The organism is Kitasatospora sp. cg17-2, assembly GCF_054031055.1.
The window spans coordinates 6,612,163-6,636,860 of the sequence record NZ_CM132923.1 but is presented as its reverse complement, the minus strand read 5'-3'; the positions used below and the strand labels follow the sequence as shown (position 1 = coordinate 6,636,860).

The 24,698-nt window shown below is 73.7% G+C and carries 26 protein-coding genes; 6 read left to right on the top strand and 20 right to left on the bottom strand.

Annotation, left to right across the window (positions count from 1 at the left end):
- Positions 1-16 precede the first annotated feature (16 nt).
- The 3 genes from ACW14Y_RS27935 to ACW14Y_RS27925 form a co-directional block, all read right to left on the bottom strand.
- Positions 17-1,651 (bottom strand): outer membrane protein assembly factor BamB family protein, encoded by a 1,635-nt coding sequence (locus ACW14Y_RS27935; RefSeq protein ID WP_380390575.1) that lies wholly within the window; start codon positions 1,649-1,651, stop codon positions 17-19.
- Positions 1,652-1,682: 31 nt separating this feature from the next.
- Complete coding sequence (locus ACW14Y_RS27930) at positions 1,683-2,657, bottom strand: NAD(P)-dependent oxidoreductase (protein WP_266274337.1); 975 nt, start codon at positions 2,655-2,657, stop codon at positions 1,683-1,685.
- A gap of 304 nt (positions 2,658-2,961) precedes the next feature.
- Positions 2,962-4,683, bottom strand: coding sequence for an MDR family MFS transporter (locus tag ACW14Y_RS27925; protein WP_402724549.1), 1,722 nt, complete (start codon positions 4,681-4,683; stop codon positions 2,962-2,964).
- Between the two features lie 217 nt (positions 4,684-4,900).
- Here ACW14Y_RS27925 and ACW14Y_RS27920 point away from each other — a divergent pair, with 217 nt between their 5' ends.
- Positions 4,901-5,800 (top strand): SDR family NAD(P)-dependent oxidoreductase, encoded by a 900-nt coding sequence (locus tag ACW14Y_RS27920; protein ID WP_380312590.1) that lies wholly within the window; start codon positions 4,901-4,903, stop codon positions 5,798-5,800.
- Positions 5,801-5,971: 171 nt separating this feature from the next.
- Positions 5,972-6,724 (top strand): GNAT family N-acetyltransferase, encoded by a 753-nt coding sequence (locus tag ACW14Y_RS27915; protein WP_380312593.1) that lies wholly within the window; start codon positions 5,972-5,974, stop codon positions 6,722-6,724.
- 216 nt (positions 6,725-6,940) lie between these two features.
- Here the strand turns inward: ACW14Y_RS27915 and ACW14Y_RS27910 are convergent, their stop codons facing one another.
- The 13 genes from ACW14Y_RS27910 to ACW14Y_RS27850 form a co-directional block, all read right to left on the bottom strand.
- Positions 6,941-7,990: an ArsR family transcriptional regulator gene (locus ACW14Y_RS27910; RefSeq protein ID WP_380305288.1), complete on the bottom strand. Its 1,050-nt coding sequence runs from the start codon at positions 7,988-7,990 to the stop codon at positions 6,941-6,943.
- A gap of 146 nt (positions 7,991-8,136) precedes the next feature.
- Positions 8,137-9,315, bottom strand: a complete 1,179-nt coding sequence (locus tag ACW14Y_RS27905; RefSeq protein WP_380394593.1) for an RCC1 domain-containing protein — start codon at positions 9,313-9,315, stop codon at positions 8,137-8,139.
- A gap of 32 nt (positions 9,316-9,347) precedes the next feature.
- Positions 9,348-9,746 carry a nuclear transport factor 2 family protein gene (locus ACW14Y_RS27900; protein WP_030301365.1) on the bottom strand — a complete coding sequence of 133 codons (399 nt, stop codon included), beginning with the start codon at positions 9,744-9,746 and terminating at the stop codon, positions 9,348-9,350.
- Positions 9,747-9,871: 125 nt separating this feature from the next.
- Complete coding sequence (locus ACW14Y_RS27895) at positions 9,872-11,299, bottom strand: FAD-dependent oxidoreductase (protein ID WP_456983708.1); 1,428 nt, start codon at positions 11,297-11,299, stop codon at positions 9,872-9,874.
- Between the two features lie 4 nt (positions 11,300-11,303).
- Complete coding sequence (locus tag ACW14Y_RS27890; protein ID WP_030396587.1) at positions 11,304-11,669, bottom strand: antibiotic biosynthesis monooxygenase family protein; 366 nt, start codon at positions 11,667-11,669, stop codon at positions 11,304-11,306.
- A 48-nt stretch (positions 11,670-11,717) separates the two neighbouring features.
- A complete protein-coding gene (locus tag ACW14Y_RS27885; RefSeq protein ID WP_380305292.1) occupies positions 11,718-12,953 on the bottom strand; it encodes a beta-ketoacyl synthase N-terminal-like domain-containing protein in 1,236 nt (411 codons plus the stop codon).
- Positions 12,950-14,236 (bottom strand): beta-ketoacyl-[acyl-carrier-protein] synthase family protein, encoded by a 1,287-nt coding sequence (locus ACW14Y_RS27880; RefSeq protein ID WP_380305294.1) that lies wholly within the window; start codon positions 14,234-14,236, stop codon positions 12,950-12,952. Before ACW14Y_RS27880 ends, ACW14Y_RS27885 begins: the two co-directional genes overlap by 4 nt.
- Positions 14,233-14,661 carry a cupin domain-containing protein gene (locus ACW14Y_RS27875; protein WP_045942344.1) on the bottom strand — a complete coding sequence of 143 codons (429 nt, stop codon included), beginning with the start codon at positions 14,659-14,661 and terminating at the stop codon, positions 14,233-14,235. The genes ACW14Y_RS27880 and ACW14Y_RS27875 overlap by 4 nt, the downstream gene beginning before the upstream one ends.
- 5 nt (positions 14,662-14,666) lie before the next feature.
- A complete protein-coding gene (locus ACW14Y_RS27870) occupies positions 14,667-15,149 on the bottom strand; it encodes an SRPBCC family protein (protein ID WP_266274348.1) in 483 nt (160 codons plus the stop codon).
- 3 nt (positions 15,150-15,152) lie between these two features.
- The gene (locus ACW14Y_RS27865) at positions 15,153-15,422 is read right to left on the bottom strand and encodes an acyl carrier protein (RefSeq protein WP_030301380.1); all 270 of its coding nucleotides are present in this window, start codon (positions 15,420-15,422) and stop codon (positions 15,153-15,155) included.
- A 109-nt stretch (positions 15,423-15,531) separates the two neighbouring features.
- Positions 15,532-15,864, bottom strand: coding sequence for a TcmI family type II polyketide cyclase (locus ACW14Y_RS27860; RefSeq protein ID WP_030396592.1), 333 nt, complete (start codon positions 15,862-15,864; stop codon positions 15,532-15,534).
- Between the two features lie 105 nt (positions 15,865-15,969).
- On the bottom strand, positions 15,970-16,425 hold the full coding sequence (locus ACW14Y_RS27855; protein ID WP_266274350.1) for an ester cyclase: 456 nt from the start codon (positions 16,423-16,425) through the stop codon (positions 15,970-15,972).
- A 147-nt stretch (positions 16,426-16,572) separates the two neighbouring features.
- Positions 16,573-17,037 carry a DUF1772 domain-containing protein gene (locus ACW14Y_RS27850; protein ID WP_231978553.1) on the bottom strand — a complete coding sequence of 155 codons (465 nt, stop codon included), beginning with the start codon at positions 17,035-17,037 and terminating at the stop codon, positions 16,573-16,575.
- A 409-nt stretch (positions 17,038-17,446) separates the two neighbouring features.
- On the opposite strand from ACW14Y_RS27850, the gene ACW14Y_RS27845 reads away from it, so the two are divergent.
- The 4 genes from ACW14Y_RS27845 to ACW14Y_RS27830 all read left to right on the top strand — a co-directional run bounded on the left by ACW14Y_RS27845 (position 17,447) and on the right by ACW14Y_RS27830 (position 21,053).
- Positions 17,447-18,577, top strand: coding sequence for an amidohydrolase family protein (locus tag ACW14Y_RS27845; protein WP_456983705.1), 1,131 nt, complete (start codon positions 17,447-17,449; stop codon positions 18,575-18,577).
- Between the two features lie 156 nt (positions 18,578-18,733).
- Entirely contained in the window at positions 18,734-19,726 is a 993-nt protein-coding gene (locus ACW14Y_RS27840) for an SDR family NAD(P)-dependent oxidoreductase (RefSeq protein ID WP_380308435.1), read from the top strand.
- A 68-nt stretch (positions 19,727-19,794) separates the two neighbouring features.
- The gene (locus ACW14Y_RS27835; protein WP_030396597.1) at positions 19,795-20,175 is read left to right on the top strand and encodes a SchA/CurD-like domain-containing protein; all 381 of its coding nucleotides are present in this window, start codon (positions 19,795-19,797) and stop codon (positions 20,173-20,175) included.
- 5 nt (positions 20,176-20,180) lie between these two features.
- Entirely contained in the window at positions 20,181-21,053 is an 873-nt protein-coding gene (locus tag ACW14Y_RS27830) for an LLM class flavin-dependent oxidoreductase (protein ID WP_266313209.1), read from the top strand.
- Between the two features lie 218 nt (positions 21,054-21,271).
- Here the strand turns inward: ACW14Y_RS27830 and ACW14Y_RS27825 are convergent, their stop codons facing one another.
- The 4 genes from ACW14Y_RS27825 to ACW14Y_RS27810 all read right to left on the bottom strand — a co-directional run bounded on the left by ACW14Y_RS27825 (position 21,272) and on the right by ACW14Y_RS27810 (position 24,668).
- Positions 21,272-21,907 carry a TetR/AcrR family transcriptional regulator gene (locus ACW14Y_RS27825; protein ID WP_380308432.1) on the bottom strand — a complete coding sequence of 212 codons (636 nt, stop codon included), beginning with the start codon at positions 21,905-21,907 and terminating at the stop codon, positions 21,272-21,274.
- 184 nt (positions 21,908-22,091) lie between these two features.
- Positions 22,092-22,598 (bottom strand): quercetin 2,3-dioxygenase, encoded by a 507-nt coding sequence (locus tag ACW14Y_RS27820; protein WP_030396600.1) that lies wholly within the window; start codon positions 22,596-22,598, stop codon positions 22,092-22,094.
- Between the two features lie 71 nt (positions 22,599-22,669).
- On the bottom strand, positions 22,670-23,659 hold the full coding sequence (locus ACW14Y_RS27815) for an alpha-ketoacid dehydrogenase subunit beta (protein ID WP_380385164.1): 990 nt from the start codon (positions 23,657-23,659) through the stop codon (positions 22,670-22,672).
- A 22-nt stretch (positions 23,660-23,681) separates the two neighbouring features.
- On the bottom strand, positions 23,682-24,668 hold the full coding sequence (locus ACW14Y_RS27810; protein WP_380308428.1) for a thiamine pyrophosphate-dependent dehydrogenase E1 component subunit alpha: 987 nt from the start codon (positions 24,666-24,668) through the stop codon (positions 23,682-23,684).
- Between the last annotated feature and the right edge of the window lie 30 nt (positions 24,669-24,698).

The window sequence follows — 24,698 nt, the reverse complement described above, 5'->3', positions numbered from 1 at the left end:
GGTACGCCGACGGGTCCTACGGTAGGGAAAAGGCGAGCAGAACGCCGCCCGCATTGCTCGGGTACTGCGGGTAGTACGCGGCCTGGACGTAGAGCATGCCGTCCGCGACCACCGCGCCACCGCCGCCGGAGAGCGCCGTGCCGTGGCCCGGCACGCCGTTGACCGTGGTGAAGTCGCGGACCACGTCGTACTGCCAGAGCACCGCGCCGGTGGTGGCCGAGAAGACGCGCATCTTGCCGTCGGCGCCGCCCTCGTAGACCAGGCCGCGGGTGGCGGTCACCGCGGGGGTGAAGGCCCGCTGGCACAGCTCGGGGTTGGCGGCCGCGCCGCCCCACTGGCAGCCGTCGGCCGGGCTCTCGGTCTGCCAGAGGACCGCCCCGGTCGCCGGGTCGAGCGCGTACAGGGTGCCCGGGTTGGCGAACCAGGTGGCGACGTAGAGCCGGGTGCCGTCGTAGCTGGTGCCCCACTGGATGCCGGAGCTGCCGCCCTTGGTGTTGGGGTCGGCGACCACCGCGCGGTCCCAGACCTTGGCGCCGGTCAGCGCGTCGTAGACGTGGTAGATGCCGTTCTTCTGGCCGATGCCGATCACCCGGCGGTTGCCGATGCTGAAGACGTTGGCGCTGGCGCCGAAGTCCCAGTCGTGGTCGGTGCCGTTGGCCTTGCTGGGGCAGTAGGCGTCGGCGCCGGGGATGCCGCAGGCGACGGTGAAGGTGTCCGGGAAGACCTCCTGGGACCGCCAGCGGACGTTGCCGTTGCGGGCGTCCAGGGCGAGCACCGAGTCGGTGTCGCCCGCCGCGCCGGTGTAGTTCTGGCCGGTGCCGACGTAGATGGTGCCGGTCTCCCGGTCGACCACCGGGGAGCTCCACACGGCGACGCCGGAGGGCTCGTAGCGGGCCGCGCCGTTCGGCCAGGTGCCGACCTGCTGCGGCTGCGGGGTGGTCCAGTGCCGCCAGCTCAGCTGTCCGGTGTACGCGTTGACGGCGACCACCGAGCCGCGGAACGTGCAGCACGGGTAGGTCAGGTCGAAGGTGGCACCCGACTCCTTGCTGGACACCCCCACGTAGACCTGGCCGTTGTAGACCAGCGGCGAGCTGGTGATCTGGGCCTGCGGGTGGGCGTCCAGCTTCAGCGACCAGCGCAGGGCGCCGGTGCGGCGGTCGAGCGCGTACAGGTAGCCGCGGTTGTCACCGAAGTAGACGGTGTTGCCCTCGACGGCCGGGCTGCTGCGGACCGGGTCCGGGTTGGTGGCCGAGTGGGCGCCGGCCACCGGGGCGACGTCGAAGGTCCAGCGCGCCGCGCCGGTCTTCGCGTCCATGGCGTGGAAGGTGCCCTCGGCACCGCCGACGTAGAGGGTGCCGTCCACCACGGCGGGCTGGCTGCCGAGGTAGACGCCCTGGACCTTCTCGTGGCCGAAGGCCCACTTGAGGCCGAGGTTGCCGACGGTGGCCGGGGTGATCCGGCTCTCCTGGCCGTTGAACCGGCTGCCGGCCTGGTCGAACTGCCAACCGCTCCAGTTGGCCGGGGGGCGGGGGCGGGACTCGGTGTCCTCGGCGCCCGCGCCATTGGTGGCGGCGAGCAGGACGAGGGCGGTCAACAGGGCGACCAGGGCGGTGCCGAAACCGGCCGCCCGGGGCCGTCTTGGCTGGGACACGTGGATCAACTCCTCGGTGAGGGCGAGTGGTTCACGTACGGTCCGGGGTGCCGGGAAGTCCGGCGGCGACCTCCGCGTGGGAGAGCACGGCGGCGCAGTCGAGCTCGCCGAGGCCCGCCTCGGCGGCGGCGACGAGGGTTTCGTGGGTGGCGTCGCAGACCGGGGTCGCGACGCCCAGGCGGCCCGCCTCGGCGGTGGCCAGCCGGAGGTCCTTGCGCATCAGGTCGAGCCGGAACTGCGGCTCGCCGTAGGCCCGGCGGCGCATCACGCCGGCCTTGTACTTCATCACGGGCGAGCTGAAGCCGCTCTCGCTGATCATCGAGAGGGCCAGCTCGCGGTCGATGCCGGCCCGCTGGGCCAGCGTCACCGACTCGGCGAGCACCTGCATCTCGACGCCCATCAGCACGTTGAGCATCACCTTGGCGGTGGCGCCGAGGCCGCTCGGGCCGAGGTGGCGGATCTCCTTGGCGAGCGGCTCCAGTACGGCGCTCAGCCGCTCGAAGGTCTCGGCGGAGCCGCCGACCATGAAGCGCAGTTCGCCGTCCTTGGCGTGCTGGCCGTTGCCGATGATGCAGGCGTCCACGGCGCTGCGGCCGCGGCCGGCGACGCGCTCGGCCACCGACCGGGCGAAGTCCGGGGAGACGGTGCTGGTGTCCATCACGATGCCGTGGGCGGGCAGCGTCTCCAGCACCCCGCCGGCGCCGAACAGCTGCTCCTCGACGGCGGCCTCGGAGGCCAGGCTGAGCAGCACCACGTCCACCTGCGAGGCCAGTTCGGCCGCGGTGGCGGCGACCACGGCGCCGCGGGCGGCGAACGGGGCGGCGCGCTCGGGGGTGCGGTTGTGGACCACGATCCGGTGGCCCTGGTCGAGCAGGCGGGAGGCCATGCCACCGCCCATGACGCCGAGACCGATGACACCGATCCTGGTCGCCGGGGGTATGCCGGGGGCGGCGGCGGGCGGGAGGTCCCGGGAGAGTGCACGCCGCCGGCTGGGTATGTCGGCCATGGAGTCGACCCGCTTCCTGGTGGGCTGGTCGCGCCGGTACTCCCGGCGCTCGGAGTGCGGCGGGGAAGGCCGTGCCAGACACCCCGCCCCACCGCGGCCGGGGTGCCGACTGCCCGTCCAGCCTAGCGGGTGAACACTCACTCCGCGACGGCTTTCGGCGTCCGTTTCGAGCCGTATCCGAGGCTGACGTGCGATCAGTTCCGGCCCCGGACAAGCCTCCTCCCCCACCGCCGGGGGTAACGGTGGGGGAGGAGGGGCTGTCGGGGCGGACGCCGGTCGGTCGACCGGGGCGGAGCGGCGGCCGTCAGCCGGCCGCGGTCTCCGGCCGTCCGCCCGCGGGACCGGCGTGCCCGGGCTGACCGCCCTGGCCTCCCTGGCCCGTCGGGGCACCCTGGCCCTTGCCGGCCGGGGCACCCTCGCCCTGGCCCTGCCACTGGCCGCCGGCGGGCGCGCCCTGACCCTGGCCCTGGCCACCGCCCTGGCCGCCCTGACCCTGCCACTGGCCGCCACCGGGGCCGCCCTGGCCCTGGTGCTGACCGCCGGGACCGCCCGGGCCACCCTGGCCGCCGGGGCCCTTGCCGCCGGGCGCGCCCATCGGCGCCCGCATCGGACGCTCCTGGAGGAAGACCACGACCAGGGCGCCGAGCAGCGCGATGACCATGCCGATCAGGTAGACCGTGTGCAGCGACTCGGCCAGCGCGGAGGCCACGCCGTCGCGCACCTCGGGCGCCTGCGCCCGGACCTTGGCCGGCGAGGTCAGCAGACCGTCCGTGCCGAGCCGCGCCAGGGCCTCGGCCGGCACCTTCTTCGGCAGCTGGTCGCGCAGCTGGGCGTTGAGGATCGCGCCGAAGACGGTCACACCCATGGCGCCACCGAGCGAGCGGAAGAAGTTCGCCGCGGCGGTCGCCACACCCAGCTGGCGCATCTCGACGGAGTTCTGCACCGCCGCGATGAGCACCTGGGTGACCAGACCGAAGCCGATACCGAAGACCGCCAGGAAGCCGCCCGCGGCCACCTGGGAGGAGTCGGCCTTGAGGGTCGACATCAGGTACAGGCCGAGCGACATGATCAGCAGGCCCGCGATCGGGAACAGCTTGTACTTGCCGGTCGCCGCGACGACCTTGCCCGAGACGGTCAGGCTGACCACGGTCGCGATCATCAGCGGGACCAGCAGCAGCCCGGACTCGGTGGCGGTGTCCCCGTTGGCGACCTGGAGGAAGAGCGGGGTGTAGACGGTCGCCACGAAGAGCGAGATCGAGGCAAGGAAGAGGCCGACGGTGGCCACCAGGATGACCGGGTCCTTGAACAGCTCCAGCGGGACGACCGGCTCGCTGGCCCGCTTCTCCTGCAGGACGAAGCCGACCAGCAGCACCGCGGCGAGCACCAGCAGGCCGATGATCTGGACCGAGCCCCACGAGTACTGGTCGCCGGCCCAGACCGAGACCAGCAGGATCGCGACGATGGCGGAGCTGAGCAGCGCCGAGCCGAGGTAGTCGAGCTTCTTCTTCTGCTTGGTGACCGGCAGCTTCAGCACCGAGCTGACGACCACCAGCGCGACCGCGCCGATCGGCAGGTTGATGTAGAAGATCCACGGCCAGGACAGGTGGTCGACGAAGGCGCCGCCGATCAGCGGGCCGACCACACCGGCGATCACGAAGCAGGACTGCGCGTAGCCCTGCCACTTGCCGCGCTCGCGGGGCGGGACGAGCTCGGCGATCAGGGCCATGGCCAGCGCCATCAGACCACCGGCGCCCAGACCCTGGAGGGTGCGGAAGCCGATCAGCTGGCCGATGTTGGCGGAGAGGCCGGACAGCGCCGAGCCGAGCAGGAAGATACTGATCGCCGACTGGAACATCAGCTTGCGGCCGTAGAGGTCGCCCAGCTTGCCCCAGAGCGGCGTGGCCGCGGTGGCGGCCAGCATGTAGGCGGTGATGACCCAGGCCAGGTGGGTCACGCCGCCGAGGTCACCGGCGATGGTCGGCAGGGCCGTCGCCACGATCGTCTGGTCCAGGGCTGCCAGGAACATGGCAAGCACCAGGGCAGCAAAGATCGTCAAGAAGGTTTTACGTGGCACTTCCGGGGCGGGTGCAGCGTACGGGGCGCTCATTGGGTACTCCTTGAGAGGCGTCCGCCGGCTCGGAGACCTTGCTCCGAGCTTGAATTCGTATAGACTATACAATCAAAATTAGCCGTCAAGAGCCAACGTCAAGGGCGGCCGCGGCCGCCCGGAAGGGCAGCTAACGATGAGCCAACTCCAGGGGAAGATCGCGCTCGTGACCGGTTCTACCTCGGGCATGGGGGCCGCCGCCGCACTGGCGCTCGCCGCCGCCGGGGCGCAGGTCGTGGTCTCCGGCCGCCGGGCCGAGCTGGGCAACGCCGTGGTGGAGCGGATCCGGGAGAAGGGCGGGCTGGCGGAGTTCGTCGCCGCCGATGTCACCGTCGAGGATGACGTCGCCCGCCTGGTGAGTACCACGGTCGAGCGACACGGTCGCCTCGACATCGCCTTCAACAACGCCGGTGGCGGCGGGGCGTTCGGCCCGCTGGACCGGGTCCCGGCGGACGCCTTCGCCGCGGTGATCGCGGTCAACCTCGTCGGCACCTACCACTCGCTGAAGCACGAGATCGCCGCCATGCGGGCGAGCGGCGGCGGCAGCATCATCAACAACGCCTCCACCGCCGGCGTCCAGGGCACCGCCTTCGGCCTGGGCGCGTACACCGCGGCCAAGCACGGCGTGGTCGGCCTGACCCGGGCCACCGCGCTGGAGGCCGGTCCGGCGGGCATCCGGGTCAACGCGCTGATCACCGGCCCGGTCGACACCGAGGACTTCCGCCAGCGGGTCGGCGGCCAGCCGGGCGCGCTGGAGCGGGCCGGGGCGGCCACCGCCCTGGGTCGGATCGCGACCGAGGAGGAGATCGCCAACGCGGTGGTCTTCCTCGGCAGCGACGCGGCCGGCTTCGTCACCGGCTCGCTGTTCGGGCTGGACGGCGGCATGACGGCCGGCGTCACGGCCGGGACGATGGGGCGGCCCGGCGGCGGCCAGGGCGGCCCCGGTGCACAGGGCGGCCAGGGCGGCCAGGGTGCTCCGGGGCAGGGTGCTCCGGGCCAGGGCGGGCCGGGCGCCGGTCGCCCCGGCGCGAACTGACCGGAACCGGACGCACCGGGGCCCGTTCCCACTCGTCCCATTGCCAGCAATCCACCCTCGGGCTATTTTTTCGATATGTTCGTAAAAACCACGAGGAACACCGAAGAGTTCATCTCGGAAACCGGTGGGTGGATTGCCGGCAACCCTGTCGAGAATTCCATCCTGCTGACCATGCTGGCCGGCGCTAAATTCCGCCCGCCGACCGCCCCGCCGATAGCCTGGAGCCGGGTCGAGGACCCTGCTTCGGACACGGCGCCGGTGGTCGGCGTCGCGGCGTTCACGGCGCCGCACCTGGTCGTGCTCAGCGGGATGCCGGCGGCCGCCGCGGCCGCGCTCGGGGCCGAACTCGGCGCCGGGCCCGACCTCCTGCCCGGCGTGATCGGGCCGGACGCGGCGGCCGCCGCCTTCGCCGCGGCCTGGTCCGAGGCCACCGGCCGACCGGCCAGGGCCGACCGCCGCGAGCGGATGCTGTGCCTGGACGGAGACGTCACCACCGACGGCCGCCCGGCCCCGGAGGGGCAGTCCAGGGCCGCCCGCGAGGAGGAGGCGGAGCTGTTCACCGACTGGTGCCTGGAGGCCGCGCACGGCGCCGGGCTCAGCCGGGAGATGGCCTCGCGCTCCGTCCGGGGCCAGATCGCCGGCGGGCTGCTGCGGGCCTGGGACCTCGACGGCGAGCCCGTCGCGATCCTCGGCCGGACCGCCGCCGTCGCGGGCGTGGTGCGCTACGGCCCGATCTACTCGCTGCCCGGCGCCCGGCGCGGCGGGTACGCCCGGGCGCTGCTCACCGAGTCCTCGACCGAGGTGCGCGCCGAGGGGCTGGTCGGCATGGCGGTCACCGCCGAGGGCAACGACACCGTGCAGGCACTGTTCGGCTCGCTCGGCTACCGCTCCCGCGGCGGCCTCTCGGAATTCCGGTTCGACTGAGTGGCGCATTCCCTCCGGGAAATACCCGGAGGGAATGCCGGGGGCCCGGATCCGAAATCGGATCCGGGCCCTCTCGCAATACCGTCCGAAAATTCCGCGGGAACTGCCCGGAGGAATTCTCCCCCGGGCGGCCCCGAGCGGCCGGCCGGTCCGGCGGAACGTCCGGCCGGGAGGCCGGGACGGCGGATCGTCCGGCCGGGACGGCGGATCGTCCGGTCAGTCCAGCGGGTCGGGGTCCGGCACGGCCTCCAGCAAGGAGAACGCCGTCCCGGTGGACACCACCCGGTTGAGCCGGTAGCCGCCGCGCCGGAAGACCTCGGCGAACTGCTCCTCGGTGCGGACCTCGCCGCTCATGGTGACCAGCATGACCAGGTCGAAGTTCTTCACGAACCTCGGCACGCCCTCGCGGTGCACCAGCTCCGCCGCGACGAAGCGGGCGCCCGGCGAGGCCTCCCGGCACTTGCGCAGCAGCCGGACCAGCGCCTCGTCCGGCCAGGAGTGCCAGACCTGCTTGGTGACGTAGGCGCCGATCCCGGCCGGGACCCCGGCGAAGAAGTCGACCGGCTCGAAGTCCAGCCGGCCCTGCTCGGCCAGCTTGGCGACGTCGGGCTGGGTCCTGGCCTGCTCGATGACGCTCGGCAGGTCGGCCAGCACGCCGCGGGCGAGGGCGTCGTACTTGTGCAGGATCGCGGCCAGGTAGGTGCCCTGCCCGCCACCGAGGTCGCAGACCGCGCCGGCCTCGGCGAACTCGGGGTACGCGGACACCAGGGCGTCGGAGAGGGCGTCGGTGAAGTCCGTCATCGCCTGGTTGAAGGTCGCGGCGGCGGACGGGTTCTTCTGCAGCCAGGGCCAGAGCGCGGTGCCGTGCACCTTCTCGAAACCGGGCTTCCCGGTGGCCAGGCTGTGGTCCAGCGCGCCCCAGGAGGCCCAGAGCCACTCGGCGCCGACCATCCGGGCCATCGCGTCCATCGAACCGGGCACGCCCGGGCGGAGCAGCTCGGAGAGCCCGGTGTTGGCGAAGACGCCGGGCTCGACCTCCTCGAACACACCGTCCTCGGTCAGCAGCGAGAGCACCTTGGCCAGCGCGCTCGCGGTCGCTCCGGCGCGCTCGGCGAGCTCGGCCACCGGCAGCGGGCCGTCGGCCAGCAGCTCGGCGAGCTTGAACTCGGCGGCCAGTGCCAGGCAGCGCGGCGTGGACGGGAACATCAATTCGGAGAGGAACACCGCGCCGGCCGAAGCAGGGGCGGTCTGGGGAACGGCGGTCATGGGGTGAGGCCTCCCTGCGGGGACCGGGGCGGGGGCGGACGGCGCCCCCGGCCCGAGGTCAGCGGTCATGGGTGGACGGGCCGGACGGCCCCGCGCCGGGCGGCCCGGACGGGCCGGGCCGCCCGGCGGTTGCGCAAGGCCGGGACTCAGCCCAGCAGGGCGAAGGCGAAGCCACCGCCGGGGTTGGCCATGAACTTGTTGGTCGGCGGGATCTCACCGCCGGCGGCGACGCCCACGGCCGGGCCGGTCAGCGCGATCCGGGTCGGGGTGGGGACGATCTGGACCTGGCCGGCGGCCAGCTGGCCCCAGTTGTTCCAGCCCCAGCCCTGCACCGAGCCGTCGGCCAGCAGCGCCAGCGCGTGCCCGCCGTTGCCGGGGGCCGCGTCGGTGCCGCCACCGCTGACGGACACGGCCTTGACGCCGGTCAGGCCCGGCACCGGGGCCGGCACCGCGCGGTCGGCGGTGGTGCCGTCGCCGAGCTGGCCGCCGTCGTTGAGGCCCCAGGCCCACACGGTGCCGTCGGCCAGCAGCGCCACCGTGTGGTGGTAGGCGCCGACCAGCTGGGTGACCGAGCGCAGGCCCGCGACCTTCTGCGGGGCGGCGCGGTCCTCGGTGGTGCCGTCGCCGAGCTGGCCGCGGTCGTTGAAGCCCCACACCGAGGCGGTGCCGTCGGCGTGCACGACCATGCTGTGACCGCCGCCGGCGCTCAGCTTGACGGCCGGCTCCAGGTTCTCGATCACGGCCGGGCGCGGCCGGCAGTCGAAGGAGGCGGTCATGTAGGAGCGGACGATCCGGCCCTCGCGGGTCGAACCGGGGCCGTCACCCAGCTGGCCGCGGTCGTCGCGGCCCCAGGACCAGACGGTGCCGTCGGCCTTGAGCGCGAGGTTGTGCGCGCCGCCGACCGCCAGCTCGACCACGTCCTCCAGGCCGTCGACCCGGACCGGGACCGGCTGGACGCCGAAGTTGGCCTCGCCGAGGGCGCAGAAGAAGCCGGCGCCCCAGGCCCAGACGGTGCCGTCCTCCAGCAGGGCGGCGGTGTGGCCGCCGCCGGCGCCGACCGAGCGGACCCGGCCGGGCAGGCCGACGGTGCGGACCGGGGTGGCCTGGTTCTCGGTGGAGCCGTCGCCGAGCTGGCCGAAGGCGTTGCGGCCGAAGCCCCAGAGCTCGCCGTCGCCGGTCAGGGCCAGCGCGTGGCCGCTGCCGGCCGCCACCTTGACCACGTTCTCCAGGCCCTTGATGTCCTGCGCGGTGGTCCGGTTGACCGTCCCGCCGTCGCCGAGCTGGCCGTTGGTGTTGTCACCCCAGCTGCTGATGATGCCTGCCATGATGATGCGACCTCTCAATAGTCGGGGGGCGGTCAGGCCCAGAACTGGTCGACGGCGTACTGGTCCTCGGGGTAGGTCCAGAACTCGGCGATCAGGCCGTCCTGGATCCGCGCGACGTTGACGAAGGGCATCTCCAGGCTCTTGCCCTCGCGCTCGTACCGGGTGAAGACGGTGGCGAAGGCGAACGAGTCGCTCGCGCCGATCTCGTGGATCTCCATCGTGATCCGGCCCTGGCAGATCTCGAACATCCGGCCGGCGAAGGCCAGCGCGGACTCGATGCCCTCGTGCGCGCCGGACAGCTCGCTGGTGCCCGGGTAGTAGTGCACGCAGTCCTTGGTCCAGTAGCTGGCCGCCTTCTGCACGTCGCCCACGGTGAACGCGGCGTAGACCGCTTCCATGAGCTTGGCGTTGGGGTGGTCGACGACCTTCATGACTCTCCTCCTGTAGCTGTGCGACGGTGCGATGCGGGGCCGTGCAACAACGCGGGGCCGTGCGGTGGAACGGCGTCGCCCGAAGCGGTCGAACCGGCTTCGCCCGACGCGGTGGTGACGGTTCGTCAGTTCGCGGCGCGGCGGACGATGTCGACCAGCGTCGCCCGGTCCGGGGCGGGGAACGGCGGGGGCCCGCCCGCGACCGCCTGCTTGACCCGCAGCCGGATCTCCTCGTCCTCGTACAGGCCGGCCGGGTTGTCGAGCGACATCATGGTGCGGACCAGCCGGCGCCAGACCACCTCGTCGGTACCGGCCGCCTCGGCGACGGTGCCGAAGGTGAGCACGTCCGGCGGCAGCGGCGGCAGCTGCTGGCCGGCCACGGTGGCCCGCCAGAGCCGGGCGCGGCCCGCGTCGTTGCGGACGGCGTCCTCGAACCACGGACGGAAGGTCCGCCCGGCCAGGCCGGCCGCCAGCGCGGCCTGCTCGGCGTCCGGCTCCGGGTGCTCGCGCACCAGGTCGGCCAGGCCGAGCACATGGGCGATGGCCAGCGAGACGCCCCGGCCGAACGCCGGGTTGGTGGTGCAGACGGCGTCGGCGACCGGAAGGAAGCCGGGCACCGGCTGGGCGTCCTGCCCGTACAGCTTCAGCGAGTTGTCCAGGCCCGCCATCGCGTGCACCGGCGAGATCGGGTCGGAGGCCTCCGGCGACACCCAGGGGGCGAGCAGCGGGGTGGCCCGGACCACGGAGGTGAAGACGTCCTCGGCGCGCATCTGCTTCAGCTCGGTGTCGTCCGGCAGGATGCCGAACGAGATGGCGAAGGTGTTGTTGTCGCCGAGGAACATCACGCCGGTGTAGTGGTCCCAGAGCCCGCCGGCGCCGAAGCCCCGGTTGAGCGGGCCGACCGGACGCGGGCCGTGCGCCCGGTAGTAGCGGGTGTAGTAGGTGATGTCGGCGCTCTGCGCGACGAGTTCCGGCTCGGCCAGGCCGTGCTCGCGCAGCCACTCGTGGCCCTGCGAGCGGCGGCCGCTGGCGTCGATCACCAGGTCGGCGGCGATGGTGCGGCCGTCCTTGGTGACCACGCCGGTCACCCGGGCCGGGCCGCGGTCGGCCACGGTCAGACCGCGCACCGTCTCGCCGCGGCGCAGCGAGATGCCCGGCTTGCGCAGCGCCTCCTGGCGGAGGACCAGCTCGAAGGTGGTCCGCCGGCTGCCGAGCATCCGCAGCTCGGCGTCGGCCGGGTGCGGCGTCTTGTCGGCCAGGGTCGGCGGCATGGCCTTGCCGAGCTCGATCTCCCGCACGCCGGCCGCGACCAGCGCCTGGTAGACGGAGGGCAGCCGCTCGCGCAGCAGGTTGGTGCCGAGCGAACCGAAGGCGTGCGAGTGGTGGAGCTGCGGCACGGTCGGCCGCTGCCAGTTGCCGTGCGCCTCGTCGACGGTGTCGGGGGCCTCGTTGGCGTCCCGCTCCAGCACGGTGACGTCGTGCCCCAGGTCGGCGAACGCCAGCGCGGCCACCAGGCCGGCGACGCTGCCGCCGATGATCAGAGTCCGTGTCATGACCTCACCCCGCGGTGGTAGGAGTGGAAAGGCCCGCCTTCGGGGTGTCCCGCGAGGTCTCGGCCTTGATGTGGAAGCGGATGGACTTCGCGTCGCTGAAGCACTCGCGCATCGGGCGCACCAGGTCCCGGTGCTCCTCGGTCCGCTCCCAGGCGACGAAGTCGTCCAGCGAGCGCCACTCGCTGGTGATCAGCCACTGCTCCGGGTCGGTGGAGGACTGGCAGACCTGGTCGCGCACGTGTCCGGGGACGCCCTCGGCGACCAGGTGGCGGATCTGCTCGTACGCCTTGAGGAAGTCCTCCCGGCGCTCCTCCTTGACGGTGATGAGGAAGAGCACGCGGCCCTGTGCCGCGCCCTCGTCGACCGGCATGACGGTCTCCTTCCGGGTCGTGGTGCTCGTGGGTGGTGCTCGTGGGTGTCAGGAGTGCGCGCGCAGCAGGACGGCGCTGTTGAAGCCGTCGAAACCGCGGGCGCCGATCAGCGCGCTGCGCACCTCGGTGGCCCGCTCCTCGCGGACGAAGGCCAGGTCGCAGCCGTCCGCCGGACGGGCCGGGCCCGCCGACGGCGGGATCAGGCCGTTGTCCATGGCGAGCACCGCGGTGGCCGCGTCCAGGGCGCTGCCGCCCTGGTAGAGGCGGCCGGTGAGCGGCTTGTGGGTGGTGACGGCGGCCGGGCCGGCGTCGCCGAAGACCGCGCGCAGCGCCTCGGCCTCGGTGCGGTCGTAGGCGGGCAGGCCCACCGCGTCCGGGAAGGTCACGTCGACGTCCCCCGGGGTGAGGCCGGCCCGTTCGACCGCGGTGCCGAGCGCCCTGGCGTACTGCCGGACCGAGCCGGAGCCGGTCCTGCTGGAGGCGACGGCGTCCTGGGTGGCGGACCAGCCGGCGATCTCGGCCCGGATCCGGGCGCCGCGGGCGAGCGCGTGGTCGAGGTCCTCGACCACGAACACCACCCCGCCCTCGCCCGGCACGAAGCCGGCCGCCCGCTCGTCGAAGGGCAGGTAGGCCTCGGCCGGGTCGGTGCCGGTGTAGAGCCGGCCGCTGCGCTGCTGGCAGGCGAGCGCGTACGGGCCGAGCGGGGCCTCGGTGCCGCCGGCGAGCACCACGTCGGCGCCCCGGCGGACCAGCCGGGCGGCGTGGGCCAGCGAGTCCAGGCCGCCGGCGCCCTCCGAGACGAGGACGCTGGACGGGCCCTTGGCCTGGTGCTTGATGGCCAGCTGCCCGACGGTCGCGGCGTAGAACCAGGCGATCGACTGGTAGGCGCCGACGGTCCGCGAGGTGTCCGGCTGCCAGAGCCGCTGGAGCTCGCGCTGGCCGAACTGGTTGCCGCCGGAGGAGCTGGCGAGCGCCACCGACAGCTTGTACGGCTCGACCGTGGACGGGTCCAGCTCGGCCTCGCCGAAGGCCAGTTCGGCCGCCGCGTAGGCGAGGTGGGTCCAGCGGTCGGTCTGCACCTGGAGCCGGCGCTCGACGTACCGGTTGACGTCGAAGTCCGGGACCTCGCCGGCCAGCGTGGTCTCGTACCGGCCGGCGTCGAAGAGGGTGATCGGAGCGATCCGGCTCTCGCCGCCGCAGACCGACTTCCAGTGCGCCTCGCTGCCGACGCCGCTGGGCGCGACCACACCGATACCGGTGATGACGGCACGTCGTGCGCTCATCGGCCCCTCCCCAGCTTGGCGAAGAGCATCGCGGACTGGAAGCCGCCGAAGCCGCTGCCGACCGAGAGCGCCGCGCCCACCCGCACCTCGCGGGCGGTGTTGGGCGTGTAGTCGAGGTCGCACTCGGGGTCGCGGTTCTGCCAGTTGGCGGTCGGCGGGACGACCCCGCGGTCGACGGCCAGCGCGCAGGCGGCCATCTCGATCGCGCCGATCGCGCCCAGCGAGTGGCCGACCATCGACTTGATCGAGCTGATCGGGACCCCGTAGGCGGCGTGGCCGAGCGAGCGCTTGAAGGCGCCGGTCTCGTGCCGGTCGTTCTGCCGGGTGCCGGAGCCGTGGGCGCTGATGTAGCCGATGTCCTCGGGGTTGAGCCGGGACTGGCGCAGCGTCTCGGTGATCGCCTCGGACATCTCCAGACCGTCCGGGCGCAGACCGGTCATGTGGAAGGCGTTGCCGCGGTTGGCGTAGCCGACCACCTCGCAGTAGATCCGGGCGCCGCGCCGGCGGGCGTGCTCCAGCTCCTCCAGGACGAGCACCGCGCAGCCCTCGCCCAGCACGAAGCCGTGCCGGTCCCGGTCGAACGGCCGGGAGGCGTGCGCCGGGTCGTCGTTGTCCGGGGTGGTGGCCTTGATGGCGTCGAAGGAGGCGACGGTGACCGGGGAGATCGGGGAGTCCGAGGCGCCGGTGAGCATCACCTCGGCCTCGCCGTCCACCAGCAGCTGGTAGGCGTGGCCGATGGCGTCGATGCCGGAGGTGCAGCCGGTGGAGACGACCAGCGCCGGGCCGTGCGCCCCGTGCCGGACGGCCACGTCGGCGGCCAGGCTGCTCGGGATCAGGCCCTGGTAGAGGAACGGGCTGGTGACGTCGGGGTCGACCAGCCAGTTGCGGCCGGAGTCGCTGGCGACGACGAACTCGTCCTCCAGGACGATGGTGCCGCCGACCGCCGAGCCGAGGACCACACCGGTGGCCTCCCGGGTGCGCTCGTCGAGCTCCAGTCCGGCGTCGATCACCGCCTCCTGGGAGGCGGCCAGCGCGAACTGCACGTAGCGGTCGGCGCGGCGCAGCTCCAGCGGGGTGAGGCCGGCCGCGACCGGGTCGAAGTCGGCCTCGGCGGCGATCTGCGAGCGGAACGCCGAGGGGTCGAAGGCGGAGATCCGACGGGTCGCGGTGCGGCCCGAGGTGATCAGTTCCCAGAAGGTCTCGCGGGTGGTGCCCCCGGGGGCCACCACGCCGATCCCGGTGACCACGACGCGGCGGTCACCCGTGGACGGGGAAGCGGTCATCGCTCCCCCAGCACTATGTGGCCCTCGGCCTTGGTGCCCGGGCCGTCCTCGGTGTCGACGTGGCCGAGCTCGGGGGACGGCGCCAGCGGGCCGAGGTGGAAGACCGCGAAGGCCTCCTCGGAGCCGGTGTTGCGCAGCCGGTGGCGGATGTCCTTGGGGATCAGCACGCCCTGGCCGGCGAACAGCTCGAAGGGCTTGTCGTCCAGGTCGAGGGTGAGCTCGCCGCGGACGAGCAGCAGGAACTCCTCGCTGTACGGGTGGTAGTGCTCGGTGATCCGCTCCCCCGGCTGGAGCCGGGCGGTCCCCATGAAGCCGGAGGTCGCGCCGCAGGTGGCGGGCGAGAGCACCGCGCGGGTCTCGCCGCCGCGCTTGCGGTTGGCGGGGACGTCGTCGGCGGAAATGATGCGGATGTTCCTGGCGGCCACGGCGCTCACTCCTTCTCGGCGGGGACGGCGTTGGAACCGGCGGCGAGGGCCTCGACCTTCTGCCGGATGATCTCCAGCTGCACGGGCGAGTTGATGTTCAGCCGCTCGGTCATGCCCTGGTCGTCGACCGGGGCGACGGGCTTCATGGAGAAGTCCTGGATCCAGGTCATCCGGACGCCGCCCTCGGGCAGCTCCTCGTACCGCCAGTGGATCTGCATGTAGGCGAACGGGCCGGTCTCCACCCGGTGGGCGTGGACGGTGCGGTCGGCGACGTTGACGGTGCGATCGCTGACCCAGCTCCAGATCCGGCCCTCCTCGTCCGGGTGCATGGTGAGCCGGAACCGGACGGTCTCGCCGCGGCGCTCGACGATCTCGGCGGACGCGTACTCGGTGAACAGCTCCGGCCAGCCGGCGACGTCGTTGGTGACGTCCCAGACGAGCTTGAGCGGGGCCTGGATGACGATGCTGTTCTCGGTGTGTCCGGCCATCGCTCAGCCCACCGCCCCGGCGGTCTGCAGCTCGGCGACGATCTGGTCGACGCTGAGGGCGACGGCGCCGTCCGGGACCTTCAGGCCGTAACGGTCGGCGATCACCGCCTCCAGCTCGAGCACGGCCAGCGAGTCGAGGCCGAGCTCCTCCAGGGGGACGTGCCGGGAGCCCTCGAACACGTCCGGCGCCGCGCCGGCGCTGGTGATGAGGACGTTCTCGATCTCCTCCGCGGTGACGACCGTGGTCGTCCCGCCGGCCTGGTGGTCGGTCATGGTGCTGCCTCTCGTTTCTCCGGTTTAGGGACTGCTCCTGGGCCTCGCGGCGCGGCCGTACGGGGTGAACGGGTCCCCGTTCGGCCGGCGCCGCCGGCGGAGGGCGGGCTCACCGACCGCCGGTGCCGGACTCCCAGGTGTAGAAGCACTGCGCGACCGCGTCCTGCGGCGAACGCCAGGTGGGCAGGTAGGGGGAGATGAACGGGGTGAGCCGTTCACTGACCCGGGCGAACTCCGGGTGGCGGCGGGCGGCGTCGACCGCCTCCTGGCCCGGGTCGTCGGTCTCCAGCAGGTGGACGTAGGCATCGCCGAGCTTGTACAGCGAGCGGTGGGTGACGCCGGCGAGACGGGGCAGTTCGGTCTCGTCGGACTCACCGAACACGCGGGCGACGTCGCCCTCCGCGCCGGGCAGCATCCGGGCGATGATCAGTGTGCGGTGCATGCGGGCTCCCCTCGGGGTACGGGCTCTCTCGGACTCTCGGGCTCTCGGGCTCTCGGCTCTCGGGCTCTCGTGGGCTCTTCCGGGCCGGCGTTCGGCGCCGCGGCCTCAGTGCTGCGGGCGGCCGACCGGCTGGATGGCGCCGATGTCGAGCAGGATCCGGGGCACGTTGTCACCGATCCAGGACTCGACGACGCGGCCGTCGACGATGCGGTGGCAGGACATCTCGTGCACGGTGACCGGCTTGCCGGTCGGCGGGATGTCGAACAGCTGGCCCTGGTGGGTGCCGCGGGTGGTGAACCGGGCGTAGACGCGGTCGCCGTCGCCGGCCACGTCCTCCACGGTCACGTTGACGTCCGGGAAGGCGTTGCGCCAGAGCAGCACGGCCTGCCGGAAGGAGTCCGGGCCGGGGGGCATCGGGGGCAGGCCGGGGGCGTGCACCACGTAGTCCTCGGCGAAGCGGTCACCGATGGCGGAGAGGTCGCCGTCGTTGAACGCCCGCAGGGTCAGCTCGCGGATGAGGGCCTTGTTGGCCTCCACCGCGCTCTCGGTGGACGAGGTCATGACAGTCCTTTGCTCGGCGGACGACCCCGGCCGGTGCGCGGCCGAGGGCGGTCCGGGTGGGCGTGGGGCGGCGGCCGGCCCGGGAAACGGGGAGGCTCCGGGAACCGGCCGGTGCGCGCTGCGGCGCGAGGTGCGGGGAGGGGCCGGTCAGATGAGCGAGGCGAGGACGAAGCAGGCCGCCGCGCCGATCGCGCCCATGGTCCGGGTCTCGTGCGCCAGGTGCCAGCGGCGGCGCTTGCCGCGCCAGGCGGCGTCGGTGTCGCGGTACGGGCTCCAGCGCTCGATCTGGCGCCAGATCGGCCGGTTGACGCCCTCGGAGGCGACCGCGACGGTCGCCATGCCGACGGTGCCGGCCGCGTACAGCACCTTGGCCACCTTGCTCTCCGACCGGACGGCCTTGGTGGCGCCGACAGCGGCGGTGGCCAGGCCGTTCCAGAAGGCGATCGGGTGGAACACGTGCATGTCGATCAGCTGGCAGGTGTTGACGTACCGGTCGTAGGGCAGGGAGTTGAGCATCGGCAGGATCGAGGTCTTCATGATCCAGAGCGTGCCGAGCTGAACGCTGGACGAGGTAACCAACCAGACGTCCGAATTATCCTTCATGTCCTTCATATCGATTCCTCGAATCGATCCGGGATCGCGGAATGTCCGCCGCGTCGATGCGGCGAACCGGGGCGGGGTCGCCCGATGCGAGAGACACGGGACCCCGGGGACCGGGGCATCTCGGCCCCCGGGGCTGCCCCGCCGCCTCATCCTTGCCGCCGGGCGGTCCCAGTGTCAGGAGGCATCCGTCTCCACCGGGCTGGGACGTCGCCCCGGCCGTCACGGACCGCGTCCCGGCCGTTCCGGGCCGTCCGCCCAGCCGGTTCGTTGCACCAACCTCCCGGATTCCGGGCCGTGTTGACGCGCCCACCGGACGCACCCTACGGTGCGAGCGGGCACTCACTCACCGAGAGCCCAGGGCCCGCGACCACCCCGCCGCGCCGACCGGCCGGCGGACATCCCAGGAGGTGCCGAGCCGATGACGATCGATGTGCACGGCCACATCACGTCGCCCGAACTCTTCCGCCGCTTCCCCATGCCGCCGAGCCTCGTCGACGTCGACGGCATGGTGGAGCTCAAGGCGGCGGCCGGGATCACCATGTCCCTGGTCGGCAGTCCCGTCGGCGCGGGCACCATGGTGCGCACGCCCGGGCTGGACAACTACCGCCAGCCGCTGGACACCCTCGAACGCTTCCACGACTGGCTGGGCGAGCAGGTCCGGGCCCGGCCCGCGGCGCTGCGCGGCTACGTCTACACCAATCCGCTCGGCTCCGACGCCGAACTCGCGGCCGCCGCCAAGCGGTTGGAGCAGGACGAATTCGTCGGGCTGATGGTCAACTCCAGCATCGAGGGACGGTTCCTGGACACCCCGCAGGCCGACGCCTTCTTCGCGATGGCCGCGCAGTACCGCACCCCGGTGATGCTGCACCCGCCGGCCGAACCGGCCGGGGCCGGGGAGCTCGACGACCTGCGGCTGGTCGAGCAGATCGCCCGGCCCTGCGACGTCACGCTGGGGACGGCCGCGGTGCTGTTCGCCGGGTGGCTGGAGAAGTACCCGGAGCTGCGGATCGTCGCCCCGGTCTGCGGCGGCGGACTGCCGCTGCTGCTGGAGCGGCTGGAGCTGGCCCGGCGGATGCCGGTCACCTTCGGCCGGCCGGGCGGGGCCCCGGGCGGCCCTCCCGGCGGACCTCCCGGCGGGCCTCCGGCCGGTGCTCCGGGCGGTGCTCCCGGCGGTCCTCCGCCGGGGGTCGGCGGTCCCGGTGCCGGCGGTCCCGGCGGACCGGGGACCGGTGGGCCGAGCGGTCCCGGCGGTCCCGGCGGACCGGGCGCCGCGCCGACCGGGCCCGTCGTCCCGCCGCTGGCCGAGGCCCTGCGCCGGGTCTTCGTCGACACCGCGACCCCGAGCCTGCGGGCCGTGGCCGCCGCCGTCGACGCCTTCGGGGTCGGCAACGTCATGTTCGGCACCGACTCCCCGCCGATGAGCGCGCCGCTGGACGCCTCGCTGGCCCGGCTGAACGGGCTCGGCCTGGACCCGGCCGAGGTCGCGCGGATCCGGCACGGCAACGCCGCCGGGCTGTTCGGCCTGCCCGGCGCACCCGACGCCACCTGAACCCGGTCCCGCCCGCACCGGGCGGGACCGGACCCGACGCCGGCCGAGCGGACCCGGACAGCACCGGGCCCGGACTCCTCACCACCCCCGGCGTCCCCCGGTCCGACACTCCGTCGGACTCCCCGCACCACCGACACGCGACAGGGAGGTGCTGTCATGACGGCAGCCGCACCGACCCCACCGTCCGGGCCGCCCGGCGGACCGCCCCCCGGCTTCGGCGGTCCGCCCCCGGGGGCCGGCGGACCTCCTCCGGGCCTCGGCGGACCCCCGCCGGGATTCGGAGGACCGCCCGCCGGCTTCGGCGGACCTCCTCCGGGAGCCGGCGGACCGCCCCCCGGCTTCGCCGCCCCGCCCCGGCCCGCGCCCGAACGCGTCCCCGCCGACCGGGAGTTCCTCGGCAGCCGGGTCCTGCTGGTCGGCGGCTACGGCAGCATCGGCGCCGCCGTCGCCGAGGACCTCGCCGCCCAGGGCGCCCGGGTCGCGGTGGCCGGCCGTTCGCTGAAGAAGGCCGAGGAGACCGCCGAGCGGCTCGCCCCGCTGGCCGCCCGCGGCGGCACCGTGGTGCCGCACGCCGTGGACGTCGCCGACCGGGCCGACGTGGACCGGCTGGTGGCGGCCGTGACCGCCGACTGGGGCGGCATCGACGTCCTGGTGAACTGCGCCAGCGCGCTGGTCACCGTCGGCGCCGAGGAGATCTCCGAGGAGGACTGGCGCACCATCGTCGACACCAACCTGCTGGGCGCCTTCTGGCTCTCCCAGTCGGTCGGCCGGGCGATGATCGCGGCCGGCGGCGGCCGGATCGTCCACCTCTCCTCGGTGCGCGGCAAGTTCGGCGCCCGGCGCGGTTTCAGCGCGTACGGCGCCAGCAAGGCCGGCCTGGACCTGCTGGTCAAGCAGCTGGCCGCGGAATGGGGCCGGCACGGGATCGCGGTCAACGCGGTCGCCCCCGGCTTCGTCCGCACCGACTTCGTCCAGGAGAACGCGAGCAACCCGGAGTTCATGCGGATGGTGCTCGGCCGGATCCCGCTGGGCCGCACCGCAGAACTGCACGAGGTGGCCGACGCGGTCACCTTCCTCGCCTCGCCGCGGGCCGGCTTCATCAGCGGCCAGGTGCTGTACGTGGACGGCGGCGTCACCACCAGCCAGTGAGGACCCGCCCGCACCGCCCCACACCCACCGACGGGCCGAGCCCGGCCCGGAGAACCCAGGAGACGACCATGAGCACGTGGCACGCGCTGTACTACCCGCTGCTGCCGGGCAGCGAGGACATCGTCAAGGACCTGTTCCGCAAGAGCGGGCGCCCGGACTTCGACGTCAAGAGCCCCGACGGCACCGTGGTCGGCAAGCTCCTCGGCACCCAGGCCTTCGTGGGCAAGGAACTGGCCGTCCGGGTGATCGAGATCGAGGGCCCGCTGCCGCTGGTCGCCGCGCACATGAGCCAGCAGCCCGCCGTCCGCGAGTTCGAGCGGGAGCTGGAGAAGCACCTCGCCGTCCCGCGCGACATGACCAGCCGCGAGGGCGCGCAGGCGTTCTTCCGGCTGGCCTCGATGGAGAACGTGCTCTCCCGCCGCCACGACCAGCCGCTCGAAGGCGAGTGAACACGATGAAGATCGGAATCGGACTCCCCACCTCGCTGGCCGGTGCGGCCGGCGCCGACGTGGTCGCCTGGGCCCGGCTCGCCGAGCAGGCCGGCTACTCCACCCTCGGCACCATCGACCGTCTGGTGCACAGCAGTTGGGAACCGCTCACCACGCTGGCCGCGGCCGCCGCGGTGACCGAGCGGATCGGCCTGGCGACCAGCATCCTGATCTCGCCGCTGCGCGCCAACACCGCGCTGCTGGCCAAGCAGGCGGCCACCGTGGACCGGCTCTCCGGCGGCCGGCTCACCCTCGGCATGGCGGTCGGCTCCCGGCCGGACGACTTCGAGGTCGGCCAGGTCGAGAAGGCCGGCCGGGGCGCCCGGACCGGCACCCAGGTGGCCGAGCTGCGGCGGCACTGGGCCGACGCCCAGTCCGGCCGGGAGCCCTCGGTCGGACCGGCCCCGATCCGCCCGAACGGGCCGGAGCTGATCCTCGGCGGGCACTCCCCGGCCGCACTGGCCCGGGCGGCCCGACTGGGCGACGGCTGGATCGGCGGCGGCACCGGCCCGATCATGTTCGCCCAGGGCGCCCAGGCGCTGCGCGAGCAGTGGGCGGCCGAGGGCCGGGAGGGGGCGCCCCGACTGGTGGCGCTCGCCTACTTCGCGCTCGGCGCGGACGGCACCAAGCACACCGAGGGCTACCTGCGGTCGTACTACCGCGACGCCGGGCCGTTCGTCGAGCACATCCTGCGCGGCGCGGCCGACAACCCCGGCAAGCTGCGCGGGCTGGTCGGCAAGTACGCCGAGTCGGGCTGCGACGAGCTGCTGCTGATGCCCTGCGCCGGGGACCTCGGCCAGGTCGAGGCGGCGGCCCAGGTGCTGGGCCTCCAGGGCTGAGCACGGCGGGAGCACGGGGAGGGGCGGGCGGCCGCGGGCCGTCCGCCCCTCCCCGTTGCCGCGCGCCCGCCCTCGCGCCCACGGGCCCGGGCGCCCGCACGGGCAGCCGCAACGGCACCGGCGCGACCCGGCCCCGGGCATGCGAAAGCCCGCCGCCCGGCGGTTCTCGCCGGACGACGGGCCGATCCGCGGTGCAGCTCCTCCGCGGACCCGGTGGTTCAGCGGGCCTTGGCCCGGCCCCGCGCCGGCGCCGCCGCCGACCGGGCCGGGGCCAGCGTCCGCCAGAGCTCCCGGACGAAGGCCTCCGCCTCCCGCAACGGCTCCGACCCGGTGCCCGGGGCGGCGAACACGCCTCCGTAGGCGGCCAGGTAGCAGGCGCCGAGCAGGAGCTGGGACGCCGCCACCGGATCCGCGTCCCGGCTGACCAGATCGGCCCGCTGGGCCCGGCGCAGGTAGTCGGCCAGCAGCTCGACGGCCCGGTGCGGCCCGGCGTTGTTGGCCTGCATCCACTCCCGGTGACGGTCGAGCAGCTTGGGCTCGGCGAAGACGGACAGCAGCATCGGCATCGACGCGCGGTAGAACGCGAGCGCCTCCTCCGCCACCTGCTGGAGGGACGCCCGCACCTCGCCCTCGGTGCCGATCTCCTCCGGCAGCGCCCGCAGCACCGGCAGCAGGCCCGGCAGCCGCTCGGCGAGGACGGCCAGGAAGACGTCCTCCTTGCTGCGGAAGTGCCGGTAGATGGTGCCCTCGGAGCAGCCCGCCACCTCGGCGATCTCCTTGGTGGTGCAGCGGGCCAGGCCGAGGTCACGGATCACCCGCTCGGCGGCGTCGACGATCTGCTCGCGCATACTCATGAAGGCTCCGAAGGAACGGGGCGGCCGGCTTCCGAGCGGGCCGCGGCTGCGGAGGGGCACCCGAAGGATAGCGTGCAGGTGAGTACCCGCTCACCTGTTTCGCCGGGCGCCCCGAACGGCGCGCTACCCCGCCGCCCACGAGGGGCGCCGGGGCCGGCGAGACGGGCTTCGGCGAGGGCACCGCTCAGCGCGGCGGCCCGGCGGGCCCACCGACACCGGGCGGCGGCCCGACCAGCTGCACACCGAGCGGCGCCAGCTCGCCCAGCAGCCGGGCGAAGTCCGGCGGGCCCTGCAGCGGCGGCGGCAGCTCCAGGCTGGTGGCCGGCTCGCCGGTCTTGAAGAACCACTCCTCGAAGCCGGCCGGGGTGCCGAGCACCAGGAAGCGGGTGCCCTCGGTCTCCACCCGGTACTGGTGCGCGATGCCGCGCGGCGCGAAGACCGTGGCGCCCGGGCCGACCTTGTGCTCGTCGTCGCCGATCCGCAGCACCATCTCGCCCTCCTGGACGATGAAGAACTCGTCCTCACGGGTGTGCAGGTGGACCGGCGAGGCGTAGCCCGCCGGGGAGAGCTGCTCGGCGAGCCAGAACTGCCCGTTGGTCTCGGCGCCGGTCGCCTTGAACTGCAGCAGCGCGCCCACGTGCCAGATGGCGCGGCCCTCGTCGGGCTGCTTCACGAACGGTTGGGACGTCACTCGGTTCCTCCTCGGTCGGCGGGCCCGCGTTCGGGGCCCGGCAGCACAGCGGTACGGAAACTGATCGATCGTCAGCGCGGCTGTACGGCCGCGTCCTTCACCAGGCCGGTGGCGCGCACGGCGGCGGCCACCTGGTCCGGGCCGGGGGCGAAGGCGTCCTCCAGCTCGGGGCTGAACGGCACCGGCGCGTGCGGCCCGGTGACCATCCTGACCGGCCCGCGCAAGGCCGCGAAACGGTCCTGCGCGACCTGCGCGGCGATGTCGGTGGCCAGGCTGCAGCGCGGGTGGGCCTCGTCCACCACGACCAGCCGCCCGGTCCGCTCGACGCTGCCGTAGATGGTCGAGGTGTCCAGCGGCGACAGCGTCCGGGGGTCGATCACCTCGATCTGCAGGCCCTCGGCGGCCAGCTGCTCGGCGGCGGCGAGCGCGACCGACACCATCCGGCCGATCGCGACCACGGTGCAGTCGGTGCCGGGCCGGACCACCTTCGCCGAGCCGAACGGGATCGCGTAGGGCTCCTCGGGCACGCCGCCGGGCACGAAGTAGAGCATCTTGTGCTCCAGGAACAGCACCGGGTCGTCGTCCACCAGCGCCTGCGCCATCAGCCCCTTGGCGTCGTAGGGGTTGGACGGCGCGACCACCTTGAGGCCGGGCAGGTGGACGAAGAGCGGGTGCAGCGCCTGCGAGTGCTGGGCGCCGCGGCGCAGGCCGGTGCCCCACATCGCGCGCAGCACCAGCGGCACCGAGATCCGGCCACCGGCCATGTAGCGCAGCTTGGCGGCCTGGTTGGCGATCTGGTCGAAGGCGACGGTCGCGAAGTCGACGAACAGCAGGTCGACCACCGGCCGCAGTCCGGTCGCGGCGGCGCCGACCGCGGCGCCGACGAAGGCCGCCTCGGTGATCGGCATGTCGAGCACCCGGTCCGGGAACTCCAGGTGGAGGCCCTTGGTCGGGCCCCAGGCATTGGTGCTGTCCTCGCCCATCAGGACCACCGAGCGATCGAAGCGCATCTGCTGCGCCAGCGCCTCGCCGATGGCCTGCTGGTAGGTGATCGTGCGCATGGGACTCCCTCCTCGGAGCGGGTCAGCGGGTGTAGACGTGGTCGAGCAGGGTGCGCGGGTCGACCGTGAAGGGCTCCGAGGCGGCCGTGACGGCCGCCTCGACCAGGGCGGTCGCGTCCCGGTCGATCCGGTCCAGCTCGAAGGCGGCGGGTCCGGCCACGGTGCCCTCGGCGATCCGGGAGCGGAGCAGCAGCAGCGGGTCGGACTCGGTGCGCAGCCGCTCCGGGTCGGCGTCCGGCCGGTAGGACTGGTCGTCCCAGAGCTCCATGTGGCCGTGGAAGCGCTCGGCCCGGAACTCCAGCACGGTCGGGCCCTCGCCGGCCCGGGCGCGCCGGACCGCCTCGGCGGTGGCGGCGTGCACGGCGATCACGTCGTAGCCGTCCACCACCTCACCGGGGATCCCGAAGCCGGCCGCGCGCTGGGCCATGTCGGTGCCGGAGAAGTGGGCGGCGGCCGGGGTCGCCTGGGCGTAGCCGTTGTTCTCGATCGCGAAGATCACCGGCAGGTCGAGCATCCGGGCCAGCACCAGGCTCTCCAGCACGGCGCCCTGGTTGGCGCCGCCGTCGCCGGTGAAGGCCACCGACACCTGGCCGGTGCCCTGCTGACGCGCCGTCAGAGCGGCCCCGCAGGCGAGCGGGACGCCGCCGCCGGCCAGGCCGTTGGCGCCGAGCATGCCGCGGTCGAAGTCCGCGATGTGCATCGAGCCGCCCTTGCCGCCGCAGATCCCGTCCGGCCGGCCGTACAACTCCTTCATCATCGCCTCGACGTCGCAGCCCTTGGCGATCGCGTGACCGTGACCGCGGTGGGTGCTGGCGAGGTAGTCGTCCGGGGCGAGGGCCGCGCAGACTCCGGCTGCGACGGCCTCCTGCCCGCTGTAGAGGTGGACCGCGCCGGGGAGGCTCTTCGCCAGTCCGTGCAGACGGTCCTCGAAGGCCCGGATCACACTCATCGTGCGATAGATCTCGACGATCTGATCGACGGTCAGATCGGTGGTGCGGGATGTGCCCATGGGGTCGCCTCCTCGGCTCTCCGGGGGACG

What these genes read in the sequence shown, in the direction of transcription:
- ACW14Y_RS27840 (WP_380308435.1), top strand. Translation starts at nt 18,734, where the DNA reads ATGACGGCAGCCGCACCGACCCCACCGTCCGGGCCGCCCGGCGGACCG.
- ACW14Y_RS27825 (WP_380308432.1), bottom strand. Translation starts at nt 21,907, where the DNA reads ATGAGTATGCGCGAGCAGATCGTCGACGCCGCCGAGCGGGTGATCCGT.
- ACW14Y_RS27845 (WP_456983705.1), top strand. Translation starts at nt 17,447, where the DNA reads ATGACGATCGATGTGCACGGCCACATCACGTCGCCCGAACTCTTCCGC.
- ACW14Y_RS27890 (WP_030396587.1), bottom strand. Translation starts at nt 11,669, where the DNA reads ATGCCGGTCGACGAGGGCGCGGCACAGGGCCGCGTGCTCTTCCTCATC.
- ACW14Y_RS27920 (WP_380312590.1), top strand. Translation starts at nt 4,901, where the DNA reads ATGAGCCAACTCCAGGGGAAGATCGCGCTCGTGACCGGTTCTACCTCG.
- ACW14Y_RS27810 (WP_380308428.1), bottom strand. Translation starts at nt 24,668, where the DNA reads ATGGGCACATCCCGCACCACCGATCTGACCGTCGATCAGATCGTCGAG.
- ACW14Y_RS27915 (WP_380312593.1), top strand. Translation starts at nt 5,972, where the DNA reads ATGCTGGCCGGCGCTAAATTCCGCCCGCCGACCGCCCCGCCGATAGCC.
- ACW14Y_RS27855 (WP_266274350.1), bottom strand. Translation starts at nt 16,425, where the DNA reads ATGACCTCGTCCACCGAGAGCGCGGTGGAGGCCAACAAGGCCCTCATC.
- ACW14Y_RS27930 (WP_266274337.1), bottom strand. Translation starts at nt 2,657, where the DNA reads ATGGCCGACATACCCAGCCGGCGGCGTGCACTCTCCCGGGACCTCCCG.
- ACW14Y_RS27830 (WP_266313209.1), top strand. Translation starts at nt 20,181, where the DNA reads ATGAAGATCGGAATCGGACTCCCCACCTCGCTGGCCGGTGCGGCCGGC.
- ACW14Y_RS27885 (WP_380305292.1), bottom strand. Translation starts at nt 12,953, where the DNA reads ATGAGCGCACGACGTGCCGTCATCACCGGTATCGGTGTGGTCGCGCCC.
- ACW14Y_RS27880 (WP_380305294.1), bottom strand. Translation starts at nt 14,236, where the DNA reads ATGACCGCTTCCCCGTCCACGGGTGACCGCCGCGTCGTGGTCACCGGG.
- ACW14Y_RS27870 (WP_266274348.1), bottom strand. Translation starts at nt 15,149, where the DNA reads ATGGCCGGACACACCGAGAACAGCATCGTCATCCAGGCCCCGCTCAAG.
- ACW14Y_RS27910 (WP_380305288.1), bottom strand. Translation starts at nt 7,990, where the DNA reads ATGACCGCCGTTCCCCAGACCGCCCCTGCTTCGGCCGGCGCGGTGTTC.
- ACW14Y_RS27815 (WP_380385164.1), bottom strand. Translation starts at nt 23,659, where the DNA reads ATGCGCACGATCACCTACCAGCAGGCCATCGGCGAGGCGCTGGCGCAG.
- ACW14Y_RS27895 (WP_456983708.1), bottom strand. Translation starts at nt 11,299, where the DNA reads ATGACACGGACTCTGATCATCGGCGGCAGCGTCGCCGGCCTGGTGGCC.
- ACW14Y_RS27835 (WP_030396597.1), top strand. Translation starts at nt 19,795, where the DNA reads ATGAGCACGTGGCACGCGCTGTACTACCCGCTGCTGCCGGGCAGCGAG.
- ACW14Y_RS27860 (WP_030396592.1), bottom strand. Translation starts at nt 15,864, where the DNA reads ATGCACCGCACACTGATCATCGCCCGGATGCTGCCCGGCGCGGAGGGC.
- ACW14Y_RS27925 (WP_402724549.1), bottom strand. Translation starts at nt 4,683, where the DNA reads ATGTTCCTGGCAGCCCTGGACCAGACGATCGTGGCGACGGCCCTGCCG.
- ACW14Y_RS27905 (WP_380394593.1), bottom strand. Translation starts at nt 9,315, where the DNA reads ATGGCAGGCATCATCAGCAGCTGGGGTGACAACACCAACGGCCAGCTC.
- ACW14Y_RS27865 (WP_030301380.1), bottom strand. Translation starts at nt 15,422, where the DNA reads ATGACCGACCACCAGGCCGGCGGGACGACCACGGTCGTCACCGCGGAG.
- ACW14Y_RS27850 (WP_231978553.1), bottom strand. Translation starts at nt 17,037, where the DNA reads ATGAAGGACATGAAGGATAATTCGGACGTCTGGTTGGTTACCTCGTCC.
- ACW14Y_RS27900 (WP_030301365.1), bottom strand. Translation starts at nt 9,746, where the DNA reads ATGAAGGTCGTCGACCACCCCAACGCCAAGCTCATGGAAGCGGTCTAC.